Genomic DNA, 18,131 nt, shown 5'->3' on the forward strand with positions numbered 1-18,131 from the left:
TTTTACTTGAAAAACTCAAGTTATTCTTTTAATAAATTAATTCCTATTTTACTTATTTTGACACCGTTTGATTCTAGAACTTCAAATTCCATTTTATTCCAAATTAGCTTTTCACCCGTTTTTGGAATATAAGATAATTCTTTCATAACCAAACCACTTACAGTCGTTACATCGTAATCCTGCATAAGTTCGTCTAATTCAAAATAAGCAAACAAATCATGTAGTGGATAAAAACCATCTACAATATATTTTCCTTCTTCAATTTCTTGAAGTTGATATTCTTCTTCATCAAATTCAGATGCATCACCAACTAAAGCTTCTAAAATGTCATTTAAAGTAATAATTCCTTGAATAACTCCATATTCATCGGTAATTAAAGCATAGTGAATTTTAGTCGATTTAAATATTTCTAGGGCTTTATAAGCCGAAGTATGTTCAATTAAAAAGATTGGCTCTTTGGTAATACTTCTTAAATCGGTATGTTGATTTTCGAACAGCAAAAATAAATCTTTTAAAGTAACTATCCCAATTACTTCATCTAATCCGTCTTCACAAACTGGATAAAATGAATGCAGTTCATCGATAACTTTATTTTTTACCGTTTGCAAATCGTCGGTACATTCAATATAAACCACCGATTTTCTGTGAGTCATCAACGAATTTATTTTTCTATCGCCGACATTAAAAACGCGTTCAACAATATCTTGTTCTATTTCTTGAACTTCGCCACCTTCTGTACTTTGACGAATAATAGAACGGATTTCTTCTTCGGTAACTTTACCATCGGCTGTTGGACGGATGTTTAAAATTTTAAGCACACCATCTGTTGAGAATGTTAGCAACCAAACAAAAGGCGCAGCAATTTTTGAAATCAAAGTCATTGGTAAAGCAACGGCTTTTGAAATTCCTTCAGGGAAATTTAAACCTAATCTTTTAGGAACCAATTCACCTAAAATCAATGTAAAAAAAGTTAAGATAAACAAAACCAAACCAACGCTCAAAGATGCTGCATAAGGAGCTAAAATTGGAAATTGAATAATATAATCTTTTACAGATGTTGTTATATTATCGCCAGAATAAATACCTGTTAAAATTCCGATTAAAGTAATTCCAATCTGTACAGTCGAAAAAAAGTTGTTTGGATTATTCGCCAACTCCAAAGCCGCTTTTGCACTTGAACTTCCTTTTTTAGCAGCAATTTCTAATCGATTTTTTCGAGCAGAAACTAACGCCATTTCGGACATAGAAAATATTCCATTTAATATAATCAAAAAGAAAATAATGAGTAATTCCAAAGTTTGTTTGTTTAGGTTATTAAAAATACAAAAATCTTATCCTTGAAATTCAAAGATAAGATTAATGCAATTTTATTTTTTATGATTATTATAATTTATCAATAATATTACTTAAACGTTCTGTAATTTCGGCAATTGTACCGATACCATCAACAGCATAATATTTATCTTGTGTTTTATAAAACTCGATAAGTGGCGCTGTTTTTTCGTTATATTCTTCGTAACGTGTTCTAATTTTAGCTTCGTCTTGGTCATCTGCTCTTCCTGAAGTTTTACCTCTTTCAAGAATACGAGCTACTAAAATATCGTCATTCGCTTCTAAACCAATCGTTGCTGTTACATCTAAATTAATAGATTTTAAGAAAGCATCTAAAGCATTAGCTTGCGGAATTGTTCTTGGAAAACCATCGAATAAGAAACCAGCCTTATCCATATTTTTTTCAACCTCAGCTTTTAACATATTGATTGTAAGTTCATCCGGAACCAATTCGCCGTTATCCATATAAACACGCGCTTGTTTTCCTAAATCGGTATCATTTTTTAAATTATATCTAAAAACATCACCTGTTGAGATGTGTGTTAAGTTATATTTTTCCTTTAAAAATTCTGCCTGAGTTCCTTTTCCTGCTCCAGGTTTCCCGAATAAAACAATAGCAATCATAATTAATTTGTTTCTTTATTTGATTTGATAAATAGCTGGTAAATTTCTACCTTGTTTGTTGTAATCTAGACCGTATCCAACAATAAATTTATTGGTAATTTCAAAACCTACATAATCCATTTTAATTTGTTTGGTGTAAGCTTCTGGTTTAAAAAACAAAGTAGCAATTCTCAACCCTTTGATTTTATATCTATTAAAAAGTTGTTCTAAAACTTCAATTGTATTTCCTGTATCTACAATATCTTCAACAATTACAACCGTTTTATCTGTTACATCAACATCTAAACCGATTAGTTGCTTTACTTCGTTTGTAGATTGTGTTCCTTCGTAAGATGCCATTTTTACAAATGATATTTCACACGGATTTTCATAATACTTCATTAAGTCAGACAAAACCATGAAAGAACCATTTAAAACACCTGTAAAAACAGGCGTTTCACCTCCTAAATCTTGCATCATCTGTTTAGCAACAGTTTGTAATCTCGTCTGAATTTCTTCTTCCAAAATATAAGGCACGAAAACTTTGTCTAAAATTTGAATTTCCATATCATCTAAGATTCTTACGACATGCAAATATATGAATTTGAATTGAGCTTTTGTTTTGATTTGTTTAATTTTATGATTTATTATGTTTTATTTGCGATAAATTATTAGTTCAAAAAAAATAAAATGGATTCTTTAAAAATATTATCAAATTTAAAAGTTGACCTAAGCATCAAAAGTAGAATTTTTGCTAGAAACACTATTTTAGATTCACAAATTAACGCTAAAGAGTTGATTCATTTTATCAAGATTTCTAACGAAAGAACTCAAGTTTTATTTATTTGTGTTTTAGATTATATCATTGACGAACATCCCGATTTTTTAGCTAATGATTTAGTCCTTTTTATTAATCTTCAAGAAACTTTTGCAAACGAAACTTGCAAACGCTGCACAAGTCGAATTATTTTTAATTTACTTAAATACGACGCTACATTATTTTCAAAAAAACAAAAAGATAAATTAATCGACATTCATTTTGATTGGTTAATTACAAATTCGTTAGTTGCAACAAGAGTCAATTGTTTAAGCGTTTTATTTGAATTACGAAACGAAACCGATTGGATTAAACCTGAACTTGTAGCAATCATTGACCAACAAATGCAATTAAACGAAGCTTCGTTTGTTAGCCGAGCCAAAAAAATAATGAAGAAAATTCATAAAGAAGCTAAGTAATAAGTTCTTGTAAAATTTTATCTTTGCGCTCTAAACAACAACACAATTAAAAATTTAACGATGAGTTTTTTTTCTTCAGATTTTAAATTAGGAATTTTAGGTGGCGGTCAACTTGGTAAAATGATGTTGACTGAAACTAGAAAATTCGACATTCAAACTTATGTAGTTGACCCAAGTTCTGAGGCACCTTGCCAATTCGGAGCTACAAAATTCTTTCAAGGTTCTTTAAACGATTATCAAACCGTTATCGATTTAGGAAATCAAGTAGATGTTTTAACCATTGAAATTGAAAATGTAAATCTTGAAGCTTTAGAAACTTTAGAAGCAGAAGGTAAAAAAGTTTTTCCTTCGCCAAAAACCTTACGTTTGATTTCAAACAAAGGAAATCAGAAAGATTTTTACACCCAACATAATATTCCAACAGCACCATACGAACGTTTTTTAACTTTAACGGCTTTAAAAGCGGAAGTTGCAAACGGAAACATTGAAATCCCTTTTGTTTGGAAAGCAACTGAAGGTGGTTATGACGGAAACGGCGTTAAAGTAGTTCGTAAAATAGAAGATTTAGAAACCCTTCCAGAAACTGAATGTATTGCAGAAACGATGATTCCGTTTAAAAACGAATTAGCAGTTATTGTAGCTCGTTCGGTATCAGGAGAAATCAAAACGTATCCGGTTGTTGAGATGGAATTTCATCCAGAAGCAAATCAAGTAGAATACGTAATTTGTCCGGCTCGTATTGATGAGAAGGTTGCAAACAACGCTCGCGAAATTGCTTTAAAAGTTTCAGAAGCTTATAATCATGTAGGTTTATTAGCTGTTGAAATGTTTCAAACTCAAAACGATGAGATTTTAGTGAATGAGGTTGCTCCTCGCCCACATAATTCAGGTCATTATTCGATTGAAGCGAGTTATACTTCGCAATTTGAACAACACATTCGCGCAATTTTAGATTTACCTTTAGGAAACACCGATAGTAAAGTTGCCGGAATTATGGTAAATTTAGTTGGTGAAGAAGGTTATTCTGGACAAGTAGTTTATGAAAACATCGAAAAGATTATGGCAATTGACGGTGTTACTCCTCATATTTACGGAAAACGCGAAACACGTCCGTTCCGTAAAATGGGTCACGTAACTATTGTAAACGAAAACATGGCTGAAGCTCGTAAAGTTGCACAACAAGTTAAAGAAACGATTCGAGTGATTTCGAAATAATTTTTTTGTAAATTTGATAATTGGCTGCAAGCTTAAGAAATTATCTATAAATCATTAATGAAAAAATTTAGAAAATCTATTTGGGTATTTTTAATTCTTTTTTTTCCTAGCATAATGAAAGCTGAAGGTCAAGATGGAATCGGAAAAATGTTTTCTTTTTTTGATGTATTAATGCAAATAGTCAATGGATTTATATTTACTTTTTTTATTGGTTTTATAATAAAGCTTTTATTGAAAAAAATTTGTAGAAATCAAAAACATCAGAATTATATTTCTTTTAGCATTGCTTTATTAATTGTTATTTTATTACAGATTTGTTACCAAGAAAAATTCACTTATTTAATCTACAATAATTTATAATTAGAAAGACAATAAGTATTCTATAATAAATCTTCAACCAAACAAAAGCTTGGTGAAAATCAAAATATTCAAATTATGAAAACTGCAGATTTAAAATTAGAAATTATTAGTAAAATAGCCGAACTTAAAGAAGTTAGAATCATAGAAGAAATTAAGCGTCTTTTAGATTTTGAATTAAGTAAGGATGTTTATAATTTATCATCTGAACAATTAAACGCTATTGAAGAATCTCGAAAAGAATATAAAATCGGAGATTGTTTAAATGACGATGAAGCAACTAATGATATTAACCAATGGTTAAGCGAAAAATAATTTGGACAAAATCTGCAATTTCTAATCGAAAACAAATTCTTGAATATTGATTTCATCGAACATTATCAAAAAAAATACAACAAAAAACTAAATGATTTATTTTCTGAACGGATTAAATTAATATCTGTATATCCTGAAATTGGTAGAAAAACAAACGATTCAAATATCCGAGTTACTCCAGTTAAAGATTATTTAATCATGTACGAATTCAACTTAACAGAAATAATTATTCACTTAATTTGGGATTCAAGAAGAGACGAATCAAAAATGCATAAATAAACAACAACACAACAATAAATGAAAGTAGCAGTAGTAATGGGAAGTATTTCGGACATGCCGGTTATGCAACAAGCCATCGACGTATTAAAAGAATTCGGAATTGAAACACATGTTGATATTGTTTCAGCGCACAGAACTCCAGAGAAATTAGTAGATTTTTCTAACAACGCACACAAAAACGGAATCAACGTAATTATCGCGGGTGCCGGTGGAGCTGCACATTTACCAGGAATGGTAGCTTCTATGAGTCCGCTTCCGGTAATTGGAGTTCCTGTAAAATCATCAAACTCTATTGACGGTTGGGATTCGGTTTTATCTATCTTACAAATGCCAGGTGGCGTTCCGGTTGCAACGGTAGCTTTAAACGGAGCAAAAAATGCAGGATTATTAGCAGTACAAATTCTTGCTAGTCAAAATGCAGATTTATTAGAAAAAATGATTCAATACAAATTAGGTTTAAAAGAAGCGGTTTTAAAAGCTGCTGAAGGTTTAAACAAATAAGATACAACAAGAAAAACCAACCCCGAAAGGTTGGTTTTTTCACACACACACTTGAATAAAAATTCTTATTCAGTAATTTTATATATTGTTTCTCCGAAATGTACTTTTCCGTACATATCTGTCGCTTTGATTTTTACTTTATATTCACCCACAGGCAAATCTGTAGGGATTTTAGCAGACCATAAATGTGTTGACTTCATCGATTTCGACGGACGACGACCTTCCATGGCTTTTTCTGAAACATCCCATTTATAGAAAGTACTTTCGTACGCAGGGTCATCATCATTTGTGTATTTCATTTTTTTCCATTCTCCGTTATTTACACTGAATAAAACCTCATCGGTTGGCGTTCCCATAAACACATTTGCAAAAACTTCATGACGACTTTTCTTAGCTTTTTTAACAGCCTTTGGCGCAAAAACATTAATCTGATAAGCTTCTGGTTTACCAGCAACTTTATAATCTACTTTATAAGTATTTCCATCAAAATGAATAAAAGCATAACCTTTTGGCGTTCCGTCACGCATCGTCGAAGCCGGAACTCCTTGCGCATTTTTCTCACCTGAATACCAATCTCCAGAAGTTGTTCCTACATTGTATTCATGATGCGGAGTTGAACGATTAAATCCTTTATCTTTTCCGTAAAAAATTTGTTGTTGAATATGCGTATGAGCAGAAAGTGACAAGGTATTTGGAAAATCTTTTAATAAATCAAATAATCTATCTCTGTCTTCTACACGAAACCATTCTCCATTATTATCTTCTAACGGAATATGATGTGACAGTACAATCAAATGATCTTTTGGGACATGTTTCAAATCATTTTCAATAAATTTCAACTGGTCTTCTCTTAAACCACCCCAATAACTTTTTCCGTCACGCGGATCTGGATACAAAATATTATCTAAAATAATAAAATGCACTTTTCCGTAATTGTATGAATAATTAGCAGGTCCAAAATTCTGTTCAAATGATTCATCAGAATGTTCGTCGATTTTAGCATCATAATTCATATCATGATTTCCGATTACATTATACCATGGCAAACCAATTTCTTTTATTACATTTTTATATGGTAAATGCAAATCTAAATCATCACCAACCAAATCACCTAAACTGATTCCAAAAACAGCTTTATTACTATCGATTTCGTTTACAATTCCATCTTTAAAAAATTGAATTTCTTCTAAAGTATAAGCTTGTGGATCACCAAATGCATAAGCTGTGAATTGGTCTGATTCTGTTTGAGGAATTAAAGCAAAATTGATTTCTTTAGGCAACTTTCCTGTTGGTTCAATAGCTTTGTATTTTGATTTTGGTGAACCAGAAGGACGATAATTATAATAGAATTTAGGCAAATTATATTCGTCTAGCAAAAACTGATATGCATTTGGCTTAATAACAAATAAAGTTTGTCCATCGGTAAGCATTATTTCATATTTACCTTTAGCATCCGTCGCCGCAACATCCACACCATTACTTACTAATACATTTGGAATACCGATTTCTTTTGAATCTTTTTTACCATTTTTATTGTTGTCATTAAAAACAAAACCTTTAGCTTTTTCTTGGGCATTCAAAACTGAAAAAGACAAAAGGAATGTCGCTAAAACAATTCTTTTAATATTCATTTTTATTGATTTTTAGTTCTAACAAAACTCCTAAATAATATTCTTTTCGAAAAAAAAGTTAGATTACTAAAACTTTAATAAAATCAGGAAAACTACTTGTTTTTCTAATATTCCGATAACCTTTTATTACAATTTTGATAATCCTATTTACACCTTTAAAACAATTTTGTTGATTGAAATTTGTCCCAATAAAAATCAAACAACTAACAATGAAAAAAAATTACTGCGATTTAAAAACGCTGATCCGAATTTTTTCTTTAGCGTCGCTCGTATTTTGTAATTCAACAATTACCTATGCAAATGAAACAAAATATCATTTTGCTTCGAATGTTAATTCAGAAAAGATTCTAATCACAGGTGTTATTTTAAATGAAAACGGAAAACCATTAGAAGGAGCTTCTGTTCATATAAAAGGAACAAACATTGGTTCAGAAACAAATGCGCTGGGAGTTTTCTCTCTAGAAAGTTTAGAAAACGATGTTACGCTTGTAGTTAATTATTTGGGATATGTAGAATATGAAATGTTTTACACAGGTCAAAAAAACATTGTTATAACCATGCTTCCTGATTTAAATGATCAAATGGAAGAAATGGTAATTACAGCTTTAGGTATAAAACGAGAAGAAAAACAATTAGGTTATGCACAACAAAAATTAGGTGCTGATGATTTTACCGATGCAAGATCAAACAATTGGGTTGATAATATGAAAGGTAAAGTTGCTGGTATGACTTTTACTTCTGCTAGTTCAGGACCTATGAGTTCAACCCAAGTTGTTTTACGTGGAAATCGTTCGATTGACGCAAACGCAAACGGCGCTTTAATTGTAGTTGATGGTATTCCAATTAATTCTGGAATGGTTTCTTCGGGAGAATCAAACGGTTATCTATCTTCAGATTCACCAGTCGATTTCGGAAATGGAATGTCAGACATCAATCCAGAAGATATCGAATCGGTAACTGTACTTAAAGGTGCTGGAGCAACTGCATTATATGGTTCTCGTGCAGCAAACGGAGCAATTATGATTACTACTAAATCTGGTAAAAAAGCAAAAGGATTAGGAATTACATATAGCTCAAACGTTTCAGTTGATGTTATTCAACGCTGGCCAGATTGGCAAACTCAATATGGTTCAGGAACAGGAAAAGCATTCAATGCTGATGGTGATTTATACTATTCATTTGGTGCAAGTGAAGATGGACCTGGAACACAAAGTAATTTAGGATTTGGACCTAAATTTGATGGTCAATATTATTTCCAATACGACCCAGTTACACAAGGTCAAGGCGCTGAAAGAACACTTTGGCAAAACTATGACAACGCTCGTAAAGGTTTCTGGAAAACCGGAAATACGGTAACAAACAGCCTTTCTTTTGAAGGTGGTGATGATAAAGGTTCAATGCGTGCATCGTTAACACATACAAAAAACGAGTGGATTATGCCTAATACTGGATTTGACAGAACTGTAATTTCTACTAAAGGAAATTATCAAATCTCTAAAAACATTAAGCTTAATTCAACTATCAACTTTTCAAATCGCGGAAGTGACAACTTACCTTTAACCGGTTACAACAACCATTCGATTGCTTATTTTATGATTCTTACGAATCCAAATACGAATTTAGATTGGTATAAATATCAGTTATGGAAAGACAATAGTAAAACAGAACAAATTAGTCCATTTAGTTCGTATTTAGAGAATCCGTATGTGTTAGCTTACGAGGTACTAAACAGCATGAACAACAATACATTAACGGGTAATTTAAGTTTAGATATTGATTTTACTAAAAACTTAAAATTAATGGTTCGTTCGGGAATCAATACATCACAAGAAACTCGTGAACAAAAACGTCCGTACGATTTAAATAAATTCGCTCAAGGATACTATTCAAAAAGTATGATTCATAGCGAAGAAATTAACACTGATTTCTTACTTACATATAAAGGAAACGAATCTGAAATTTTCAATTATAGCTTATCAGTTGGAGGAAACAACATGGTTAATAAATTCCAACAGATGACTTCAAAAGCTAATGGTTTAGTTGTTCCTGGAATTTACAAATTTGCTAATGCCTTAAACACTGTAATTACAAATACTGACGATGCTTATCAAAAGGTAAACAGTATGTATGCATTAGGTTCATTTTCATATAAAAACCAAATTTTCTTAGATTTAACAGCTCGAAACGATTGGTCTTCTACTCTACCTGCAAAAAACAATTCGTATTTCTATCCATCGGCCAACTTAAGTGTGATAATGAGTGACATCATAAACATGCCATTATTTATTGACTTTGCAAAAATTCGTGGTTCTTGGGCACAAGTAGGTAATGATTCAAATCCGTATTTAGTAAGTAAATATTATAATAATAGTGATTTCGCCGCATCGGCAGTTGTAGATACAAACTTATTTAATTCAGATTTAAAACCAGAATTAACAACATCTTTTGAAGTTGGTGCAGATATGCGTTTTTTACATGACCGCATTGGTTTTGATTTTTCTTACTATAATACCGTTTCAGAAAATCAAATCATTCGTGTACCTGTAGATTATGCAACCGGATATACAAGTAAATATATTAATGCTGGTAAAGTTTTAAACCGTGGAATTGAAGTTACTTTACATGCTACTCCATTAAAATCTCCAGACTTTGAATGGAAAACAACATTCACTTATTCTAAAAATCACAACGAAATTTTAGAATTAGCTGCAGGTGTTGAAGGTGGAGACGAACAAACATTATCATCTTCTGGTACGGTAAGTATCATTGGAAAAGTTGGTGGTTCTACAGGTGATATGTATGGTTATGGTTTTGTTAGAAATGACGAAGGAAAAATCATTTATAACGAAACTACAGGCTTACCAGTAAGACCTGACGAAGTTCAAAAAATCGGAAATGCTTACGCTGACTGGAAAGGTGGTTGGACAAACAACTTCAAATATAAAAACTTTACATTAGGAGTTACTATTGACGGTTCTTTCGGAGGAACTTTATATTCGCAATCGTATCATAAAATGATGGAACACGGAAAACTTAATGGTTCGTTGCCTGGACGTGAAGAAGGATTTATCATTGGAGATGGAGTAATCCAAAATGCAGATGGTAGCTTCAGTCCAAATACAACAAAAGTGGATGTTCCAGGATATTATTCTGAATATTATCGTCGTGCAAACGTTGAAGCAAATAGTTTTGATGCAACTTATGTAAAATTAAGAGAAATTAGTTTTACATATACTTTCCCTAAATCATTCTTAGAAAAAACAAAACTAAAAGGCTTGTCATTAAGTATTTACGGAAGAAATCTTTACACATGGTCTGACTTCCCAATCTATGACCCAGAAACAGCAGCATTAAATGGTGCAAACATGGTTCCTGGAGTTGAAATGGGACAAATGCCATCGCCTGCAACTTATGGTTTCAATTTAAAAGTTAGTTTATAAAAATATAATCCAATGAAAAAAATCAAAAATTCAATATTAGCCATCGTAATTGCTTCGTTAACTTTAAGCAGTTGTACAGATAATTTTGAAGAAATAAATACAGACCCAAATCGTTTAGATGCAATTAGCCCGAGTACTTTATTAAATCCAATTTTATACGGAGTTACGAATCATAATTCTTATTCGGCATATTTTTACAGAAATGCATTTTTAATGCAAACTATTGTTCCTTTTCCTTCTGATGTTGAAGAAAGATATGACCGTTATCACGTAACTGAAAATATCGGAACAACGATGTGGAACAATCATTACCGTTGGTTAAAAAATATTGAAGAAATGTTAGTTGCCTCAGAACAAGCTGCCGACCCAAACTACAAAGCTGTTGCTTTAACTTTAAAAGCTTGGTGCTATGCAAACTTGGTTGACTGTTTTGGAGACATTCCATTTTCTGAAGCTTCAAAAGGTGAATTAGGAATTACCAATCCGAAATTCGACGACCAACGAGAAATTTATAAAACTATTTTTGAATATCTTGAAGAAGCAAATGCCATTTACGATTCGAATAAAAAAAGTAATTACACTGCCGATTTATTATACGCAAACGATTTTACTAAATGGAGAAAACTGACCAATTCAATTCATTTAAGATTGTTATTACAAGTTTCGGATGCACAACCTGCAATTTCATTTCAGAAAATCAATACCATGTTAACTGATGCAGCAACCTATCCAATATTTGAAAGCAATGCTGACAATGCCATTTTAATAAACACCGGAATTACTCCAAACATAACACCATGGCCTCGTATACAAGATTTTAGAGGTGGAGCAAGAAAACTATCAACTTTCTTTATTGACAATTTAGTTGCAATGGACGACCCACGTTTACCACTTTGGGCTACCAAAGCAAAAAAAGACAATGTTGAAATTGGTTATAAAGGAATTCCGAGTGGCTTTTTTGGAAACGAATCTTTAATCGATTATGCACCATCTGAGCCAAATGATGCGCAAGCAAAAACACCAATGAAAAACTTTATTATGACCTATGCAGAAATAGAGTTCATTAAAGCCGAATTAATTCAGAAAGGTTTAATCGCTGGTGATGCACAATCTGCTTACGAAAAAGGAATTATTGCTGCTATTGAAACTTGGGGAGTAAAAGTACCAACAACGTATTTCGAAAATCCTAAGAATAAATTCAATAATACATTAGAGCAAATAATTCTTCACAAATATTTTGCACTGCATTTTACTGACAATCAACAATGGAATAATTTCAGACGAACTGGTTATCCATCAATGCCATTGGTCGAAAACATACATAACAACGGAATCATGCCTTCGCGTTATCCGTATCCACCAAACATCAAACAACAAAACCGAAATGAATACATCAAAGCGGTTGAAAATATGGGCGGTGACGATATGAACATCAAAATTTGGTGGGACATTAATTAATAAATTTCAGAATAAGTCAACTTTTTAGTTGGCTTATTTTTTTTATCTTTGAGAAAACAACAAATCATGCTTTTTACAGAAAAACAATATTTTAAACAAATTTGGTTATGGGCAATTATATTAATTACCACACCAATTTCTATTTTACCAATAGTTAATTCATCAGAAGTAAATCTTGTTTCGTTACTAATTTGTTTGGTTCCGACCCTATTAATTATTATTTTATTTCTTGTAATGAATTTAAAAACATCCATAAACCAAAAAAGCATTGATATTCAGTTTTTTCCTTTTATCAGAAAACCAAAATCCTTTTTATGGGATGATATTCAGAAAATTGAATTAAAGAAATACCAACCTTTGGTTGAATATGGTGGTTGGGGAATTCGCGGACTTGGAGATGATAAGGCTTACAACATCAAGGGAAATATTGGATTAAAATTGTTTTTAAAAAATGGTAAAAAAGTCATGATTGGAACACAAAATCCAAAAAATTTAAATAAAGTAATTGCTGAAATTTGTAAATCGCAAAAAATACCATTTCACAATTCGTTAACGGAATAATTCGTAATTTTAAGCTGTCAAATAAAACCGACAGCTTTTTTTATTTATATGGAAAATATTTTATTACAAAAATTCGATACGGCACCTTTTTCTCAAATCAAAAATGAAGATTTTGAGCCCGCTTTTGAACAAGCGATTAAAGATGCAAAACAAGAAGTTCAAGATATCATCAACAATTCAGAAGAAGCAACTTTTGAAAATACATTAGAAGCAATGGCATTTTCTGGAATGCAACTAGATAGAATTTCGAACATTTTCTTCAACTTAAATTCGGCAGAAACTAACGAAGAATTACAAAAAATTGCGCAAGTAGTTGCTCCGAAATTATCTGAATTTGGAAATGATATCACGTTAAATCCAGATTTATTTAAACGTGTAAAATCCGTTTATGATAAAAAAGAAACATTTAATTTAACAGCAGAACAATTGATGTTGTTAGAAAAATCGTACAAAGGTTTTGTAAGAAACGGTGCGCTTTTATCAGAATCTGAAAAAGAGCAGCTTCGAACTATTGATGCCGAATTAGCGTTGTTATCATTAAAATTCGGTGAAAATGTTTTAGCAGAAACAAACGCATACCAATTACATATCACCAACGAAAATGATTTAGATGGTTTGCCGGAAGACACTAAAATCATGGCAAAACAATTGGCAGAATCTGAAAATAAAGAAGGTTGGATTTTCACTTTAGATTTCCCGAGTTATTTACCATTTGTAACTTATGCTAAAAATCGTGAATTACGTAAAGAAATTTCGATTGCAGCAGGAAAAAAAGCGTTTCAAGATAATGAGTTCAATAACGAAGCAAACGTTTTACGCATCGTAAATTTACGTCAGCAACGTGCAAATTTATTAGGATATAAAACACATGCCGATTTTGTTTTGGAAGAACGCATGGCTCAAAATCCTACAAAAGTTTTAGATTTCTTAAACGATTTATTAGTCAAAGCAAAACCTGCTGCAACTAATGAATTTGAAGAATTAACTGCTTTTGCTAAAAACTTAGATAACATTGAGCAATTAGAAAAATGGGATGGCGCTTATTATTCTGAAAAATTGAAACAAGAAAAATTCAATTTAGATGATGAAATACTAAAACCTTATTTCAAATTAGAAAATGTTTTAAACGGAGCTTTTGAAGTTGCAAATAAATTATTCGGAATACGTTTTGAAAAAGTTTCTAACATTGATGTATATCACGAAGATGTAGAAACTTACGAAGTAAAAGACGAGAACAACAATTTAGTTGCTTTGTTCTATGCCGATTTCTTCCCACGTAAAGGAAAAAGAAACGGCGCTTGGATGACTTCGTTTAAACCGCAATTTATCAAAGACAGAATCAACGAACGTCCGCATGTTTCTATTGTTTGTAATTTCACGAAACCAACACCAACCAAACCATCGTTATTAACTTTTAACGAAGTTACTACGTTGTTCCATGAATTTGGTCATGCGTTACACGGCATGTTGGCAAACACCGTTTATCCAAGCTTATCCGGAACTTCTGTATATTGGGATTTTGTAGAATTACCATCGCAAGTAATGGAAAATTGGTGTTATGAAAAAGAAGCTTTAGAATTGTTTGCAAAACATTACGAAACAGGTGAAACCATTCCGATGGAATTGATTGAAAAAATCAAAGAAAGTGCGAGTTTCTTAGAAGGAATGGCAACCGTTCGTCAATTGAGTTTTGGATTGTTAGATATGGGCTGGCATGCTCAAAACCCTAAAAACATCACGAGCTTAAAAGCATTTGAAAACGAACAATTCGAAAGTACCAAGTTATATCCAGATGTTAAAGAAAATGCAATGAGCACAGCTTTCTCACACATTTTTGCGGGCGGATATTCATCGGGATATTACAGCTACAAATGGGCCGAAGTTTTAGATGCCGATGCGTTTGATTATTTTAAACAAAATGGCATTTTCAACAGAGAAATTGCAACTAAGTTTAAAGACAACGTACTTTCTCAAGGTGGCACACAACCTCCAATGGAATTATACAAAAAATTCAGAGGACAAGAACCAAAACCTGAAGCACTTTTAAAACGTGCGGGATTGATATAAAAACAGAAAACGAGTTAACCTAAAAAATTAGCTCGTTTTTTTATATATTTAAAAAACCAAATTAACATAATGAAAAAATTCACTTTACTATTTCTATTAACATTTCAATTCGCATGGTCTCATGAAGACCAATTCTTTGCAATTGAAAAAAGCAATATTCACATTACTTTAAAATTAGATAATGAAAATGAAGAACTAGTTAATTTGTATTCAAATTATGCTGAATATCTTAATAATTATATTTTACGAAATTTTGCATCTGAAAAAGTGTATATTCGAATGGATTACGATTATATTGTTAATAAATCAAATAATTATATTGTAGGAACTTATACTGATTTCAAAAACATTTTACCTTGTAATTTTAGATTATTTTGGAATTCAAAAACGAGATCTGAGAATTGGTATTATCCAATGGATTTCATAAACAATAATAAGGGGAGTACATTAGTAATTAATCAATCTCAATTTGATGTCGATAAAATCGCAAAAGCAATTACCTATTTAGTTGAATTAAAACCTCAACGTATTTGTGTATTTACAGAAAATCAAATAAAACAAAATTTATGTTTTAATGGAATTTCTTCTGCAAGTACAGAAGTTTTCACCAATTATGCTTCCTATTATTTAATTAAAGATTTAAATGTAATTGAAACTAAAAACCTAACTATCTCAATTAAAAATGGCAAACATAATATTGAAAACGAAGAAATTGAACCAATTTATAACATAAAAAATTTAGATTCAGGTTATTCATTAATATTCATAAACAGAGAAGAATTCTATTTCAAAAATAAAAAAAATTCCTTCGATTCAACTTTATACAAATTAAACAAGCCAACTGAATATTTTGGAAGAATACAAGTTTCTATAAATAATGAGATTTTAAAAATTGAGAATCTAGAAAATAAATACATTGTACTTGGTTCAGATGAAGACCCAATTACTAGTACAATAGAATTTCAAATTGAAAAAAACAAACTAAAAAAGATTTCGGAAAAAATAATAAAAAGCAAAACAGAATCGTTTAAAAATAAAACTAACAAAACGAATTATGAAAAAATCTTTAGAAATCATCGTCAAGTTTTCGGATGTATTAATGCTTCCGTTGATACTTTTTTATTGGATAAACAGTTCGGAATTTTGGAATCCGGTTGCGATTGGATTGCTTATATTAGCATTAGTACAAAATGTAATTCGCAATAAAATACTAGGAATTATATTAGCGACGTTGTTTTCATTTTCATCGATGTTTTTATTTTTCGCTCTTATTTCTGAGCTTAACGATTTTGAAACTTTCGATAAAGATGCAACAACAATGGCAGCAGTTATGGGAATCTATTTGATAATCATTTCAATTTGTAGCGGATTGATGTATTATAAATATTTGAAATCTCACTTTATATTACACAAGTCTTATTCAATACTTTTTTTAATTTAAAGCTAAATCAATTTATAACTATTTTTAAAAAACACCTCAAAAGCTTTGATACTTTTTGGGGTGTTTTGTTACGAGATTGTAATAGCAATAAAAATTTCAATTGGAGTACTAAGACAATCTTTATATTTTATTAAAACTAAAAAACTGCATTCGATATCGAATGCAGCTTTAAAAAAAACACTTATGAAAATTATAGAATATTATAAAGGAAGTAAAGTATATGTAATTTCAGTTGTGATTGTTTTTCCGTATTGGTCTAAGAAAGCCGATGTATTTGCAGCTGGAATTGCATAAACCAAACTATAAACATCCGCTTTTGTAGCTTTAGGCGAAGCAACAATTTCTTCTGCTGCTGCATGTTTCAGGCTGTTGTCGGTTCTGTTAGAAATTGCAGCTTCGTCATTTCCGCTTGTTTTAGCAACAATCAAATCGATATTATTTGTACTTACTGAAGTGTTATCAGCAGTTCCGTTAAATTGAGCTGAAGAAACTTTTGCAGTAACTGCATATTTTCTTGAAGAAAAAATAGTCATTGTAATTGGAGTTGACTCACTTCCGCTTGCAAATTTTGCTTCGCTATCTAACAATATTGTTGCATTGTCGTTGCTTAAGTTTAAGCTGTAAAATTCACCAACATTTACTGATAATTTATTTGTTTTTATTTTGTTGTCATTTTGTGCATTTGCACCGAATCCAAACATTAAAGCGATTGCTAAAATTGATACTGATTTGAAGATGTTTCTTGTAGTTTCCATTTTTGTAGTTTTTTAAAAAGTTATTTTGTTATATTTTTTTGTTTCATTTTGATATGACAAAGTAACAACGGAATTCAACTTAGCTTTGTAGTAAGGATTGTCTATCAATTGTAGAAATTGAACTACAATGTTTTTTTATTATTTTATTAAAACCAAAAAAGCTGAATCCGATATCGAACCCAGCCTTTTCCAAAAACACATGATAATTTTTTTAATATTATAGAGGTAATAAAGTATATGTAATTTCAGTTGTGATTGTTTTTCCGTATTGATCCAAGAAAGCCGAAGTATTTGCAGCTGGAATTGCATAAACCAAACTATAAACATCCGCTTTTGTAGCTTTAGGAGAAGCGACAATTTCTTCTGCTGCTGCATGTTTCAGGCTGTTGTCGGTTCTGTTAGAAATTGCAGCTTCGTCATTTCCGCTTGTTTTAGCAACAATCAAATCGATATTATTTGTACTTACTGAAGTGTTATCAGCAGTTCCGTTAAATTGAGCTGAAGAAACTTTTGCAGTAACTGCATATTTTCTTGAAGAAAAAATAGTCATTGTAATTGGAGTTGACTCACTTCCGCTTGCAAATTTTGCTTCGCTATCTAACAATATTGTTGCATTGTCGTTGCTTAAGTTTAAGCTGTAAAATTCACCAACATTTACTGATAATTTATTTGTTTTTATTTTGTTGTCATTTTGTGCATTTGCACCGAATCCAAACATTAAAGCGATTGCTAAAATTGATACTGATTTGAAGATGTTTCTTGTAGTTTCCATTTTTGTAGTTTTTTAAAAAGTTATTTTGTTATATTTTTTTGTTTCATTTTGATATGACAAAGTAACAACGGAATTCAACTTAGCTTTGTAGTAAGGATTGTCTATCAATTGTAGAAATTGAACTACAATGTTTTTTTTGTTTTAATGCGAAAAGCTTTAGTTTTACGG

General features: G+C 31.1%; 16 protein-coding genes. 10 read left to right on the plus strand and 6 right to left on the minus strand.

The genetic code is table 11. From position 1 onward, the window contains the following. Positions 1-20: 20 nt before the first annotated feature. The 3 genes from HW119_RS03045 to hpt all read right to left on the minus strand — a co-directional run bounded on the left by HW119_RS03045 (position 21) and on the right by hpt (position 2,502). On the minus strand, positions 21-1,295 hold the full coding sequence (locus HW119_RS03045) for a hemolysin family protein (protein WP_177761194.1): 1,275 nt from the start codon (positions 1,293-1,295) through the stop codon (positions 21-23). Between the two features lie 88 nt (positions 1,296-1,383). After that, positions 1,384-1,956, minus strand: coding sequence for an adenylate kinase (locus HW119_RS16710; protein ID WP_255497970.1), 573 nt, complete (start codon positions 1,954-1,956; stop codon positions 1,384-1,386). Positions 1,957-1,971: 15 nt separating this feature from the next. Continuing rightward, positions 1,972-2,502 (minus strand): hypoxanthine phosphoribosyltransferase, encoded by a 531-nt coding sequence (gene hpt / locus HW119_RS16715; RefSeq protein ID WP_255497971.1) that lies wholly within the window; start codon positions 2,500-2,502, stop codon positions 1,972-1,974. Positions 2,503-2,625: 123 nt separating this feature from the next. Here hpt and HW119_RS03055 point away from each other — a divergent pair, with 123 nt between their 5' ends. The 5 genes from HW119_RS03055 to purE all read left to right on the plus strand — a co-directional run bounded on the left by HW119_RS03055 (position 2,626) and on the right by purE (position 5,838). Next, complete coding sequence (locus HW119_RS03055; protein WP_177761195.1) at positions 2,626-3,171, plus strand: hypothetical protein; 546 nt, start codon at positions 2,626-2,628, stop codon at positions 3,169-3,171. A 60-nt stretch (positions 3,172-3,231) separates the two neighbouring features. Then, positions 3,232-4,386, plus strand: coding sequence for a 5-(carboxyamino)imidazole ribonucleotide synthase (locus HW119_RS03060; protein WP_177761196.1), 1,155 nt, complete (start codon positions 3,232-3,234; stop codon positions 4,384-4,386). Positions 4,387-4,821: 435 nt separating this feature from the next. After that, positions 4,822-5,058 (plus strand): hypothetical protein, encoded by a 237-nt coding sequence (locus HW119_RS03070; protein ID WP_177761198.1) that lies wholly within the window; start codon positions 4,822-4,824, stop codon positions 5,056-5,058. 39 nt (positions 5,059-5,097) lie between these two features. Further along, positions 5,098-5,337 (plus strand): type II toxin-antitoxin system RelE/ParE family toxin, encoded by a 240-nt coding sequence (locus HW119_RS03075; RefSeq protein WP_177761199.1) that lies wholly within the window; start codon positions 5,098-5,100, stop codon positions 5,335-5,337. Positions 5,338-5,355: 18 nt separating this feature from the next. Next, complete coding sequence (gene purE / locus HW119_RS03080; protein ID WP_177761200.1) at positions 5,356-5,838, plus strand: 5-(carboxyamino)imidazole ribonucleotide mutase; 483 nt, start codon at positions 5,356-5,358, stop codon at positions 5,836-5,838. Positions 5,839-5,903: 65 nt separating this feature from the next. Here purE and HW119_RS03085 read toward each other — a convergent pair whose 3' ends face one another. Next, entirely contained in the window at positions 5,904-7,469 is a 1,566-nt protein-coding gene (locus tag HW119_RS03085) for a calcineurin-like phosphoesterase C-terminal domain-containing protein (protein ID WP_255497972.1), read from the minus strand. Between the two features lie 209 nt (positions 7,470-7,678). On the opposite strand from HW119_RS03085, the gene HW119_RS03090 reads away from it, so the two are divergent. The 5 genes from HW119_RS03090 (at position 7,679) to HW119_RS03110 (ending at position 16,201) form a co-directional block, all read left to right on the plus strand. After that, positions 7,679-10,909, plus strand: coding sequence for a SusC/RagA family TonB-linked outer membrane protein (locus HW119_RS03090; RefSeq protein ID WP_177761201.1), 3,231 nt, complete (start codon positions 7,679-7,681; stop codon positions 10,907-10,909). Between the two features lie 12 nt (positions 10,910-10,921). Next, positions 10,922-12,367 carry a SusD/RagB family nutrient-binding outer membrane lipoprotein gene (locus HW119_RS03095; protein ID WP_177761202.1) on the plus strand — a complete coding sequence of 482 codons (1,446 nt, stop codon included), beginning with the start codon at positions 10,922-10,924 and terminating at the stop codon, positions 12,365-12,367. Between the two features lie 66 nt (positions 12,368-12,433). Further along, complete coding sequence (locus HW119_RS03100; RefSeq protein WP_177761203.1) at positions 12,434-12,928, plus strand: hypothetical protein; 495 nt, start codon at positions 12,434-12,436, stop codon at positions 12,926-12,928. Positions 12,929-12,976: 48 nt separating this feature from the next. Beyond that, complete coding sequence (locus HW119_RS03105; RefSeq protein ID WP_177761204.1) at positions 12,977-14,995, plus strand: M3 family metallopeptidase; 2,019 nt, start codon at positions 12,977-12,979, stop codon at positions 14,993-14,995. A 69-nt stretch (positions 14,996-15,064) separates the two neighbouring features. Further along, complete coding sequence (locus HW119_RS03110) at positions 15,065-16,201, plus strand: hypothetical protein (protein ID WP_177761205.1); 1,137 nt, start codon at positions 15,065-15,067, stop codon at positions 16,199-16,201. A 435-nt stretch (positions 16,202-16,636) separates the two neighbouring features. On the opposite strand, the gene HW119_RS03115 is transcribed toward HW119_RS03110, so the two are convergent. Continuing rightward, positions 16,637-17,191 carry a hypothetical protein gene (locus HW119_RS03115; protein ID WP_177761206.1) on the minus strand — a complete coding sequence of 185 codons (555 nt, stop codon included), beginning with the start codon at positions 17,189-17,191 and terminating at the stop codon, positions 16,637-16,639. Between the two features lie 217 nt (positions 17,192-17,408). Beyond that, positions 17,409-17,963 (minus strand): hypothetical protein, encoded by a 555-nt coding sequence (locus HW119_RS03120; RefSeq protein WP_177761206.1) that lies wholly within the window; start codon positions 17,961-17,963, stop codon positions 17,409-17,411. Between the last annotated feature and the right edge of the window lie 168 nt (positions 17,964-18,131).

It is taken from the genome of Flavobacterium sp. I3-2 (assembly GCF_013389595.1).
Classification (GTDB): Bacteria; Bacteroidota; Bacteroidia; order Flavobacteriales; family Flavobacteriaceae; genus Flavobacterium.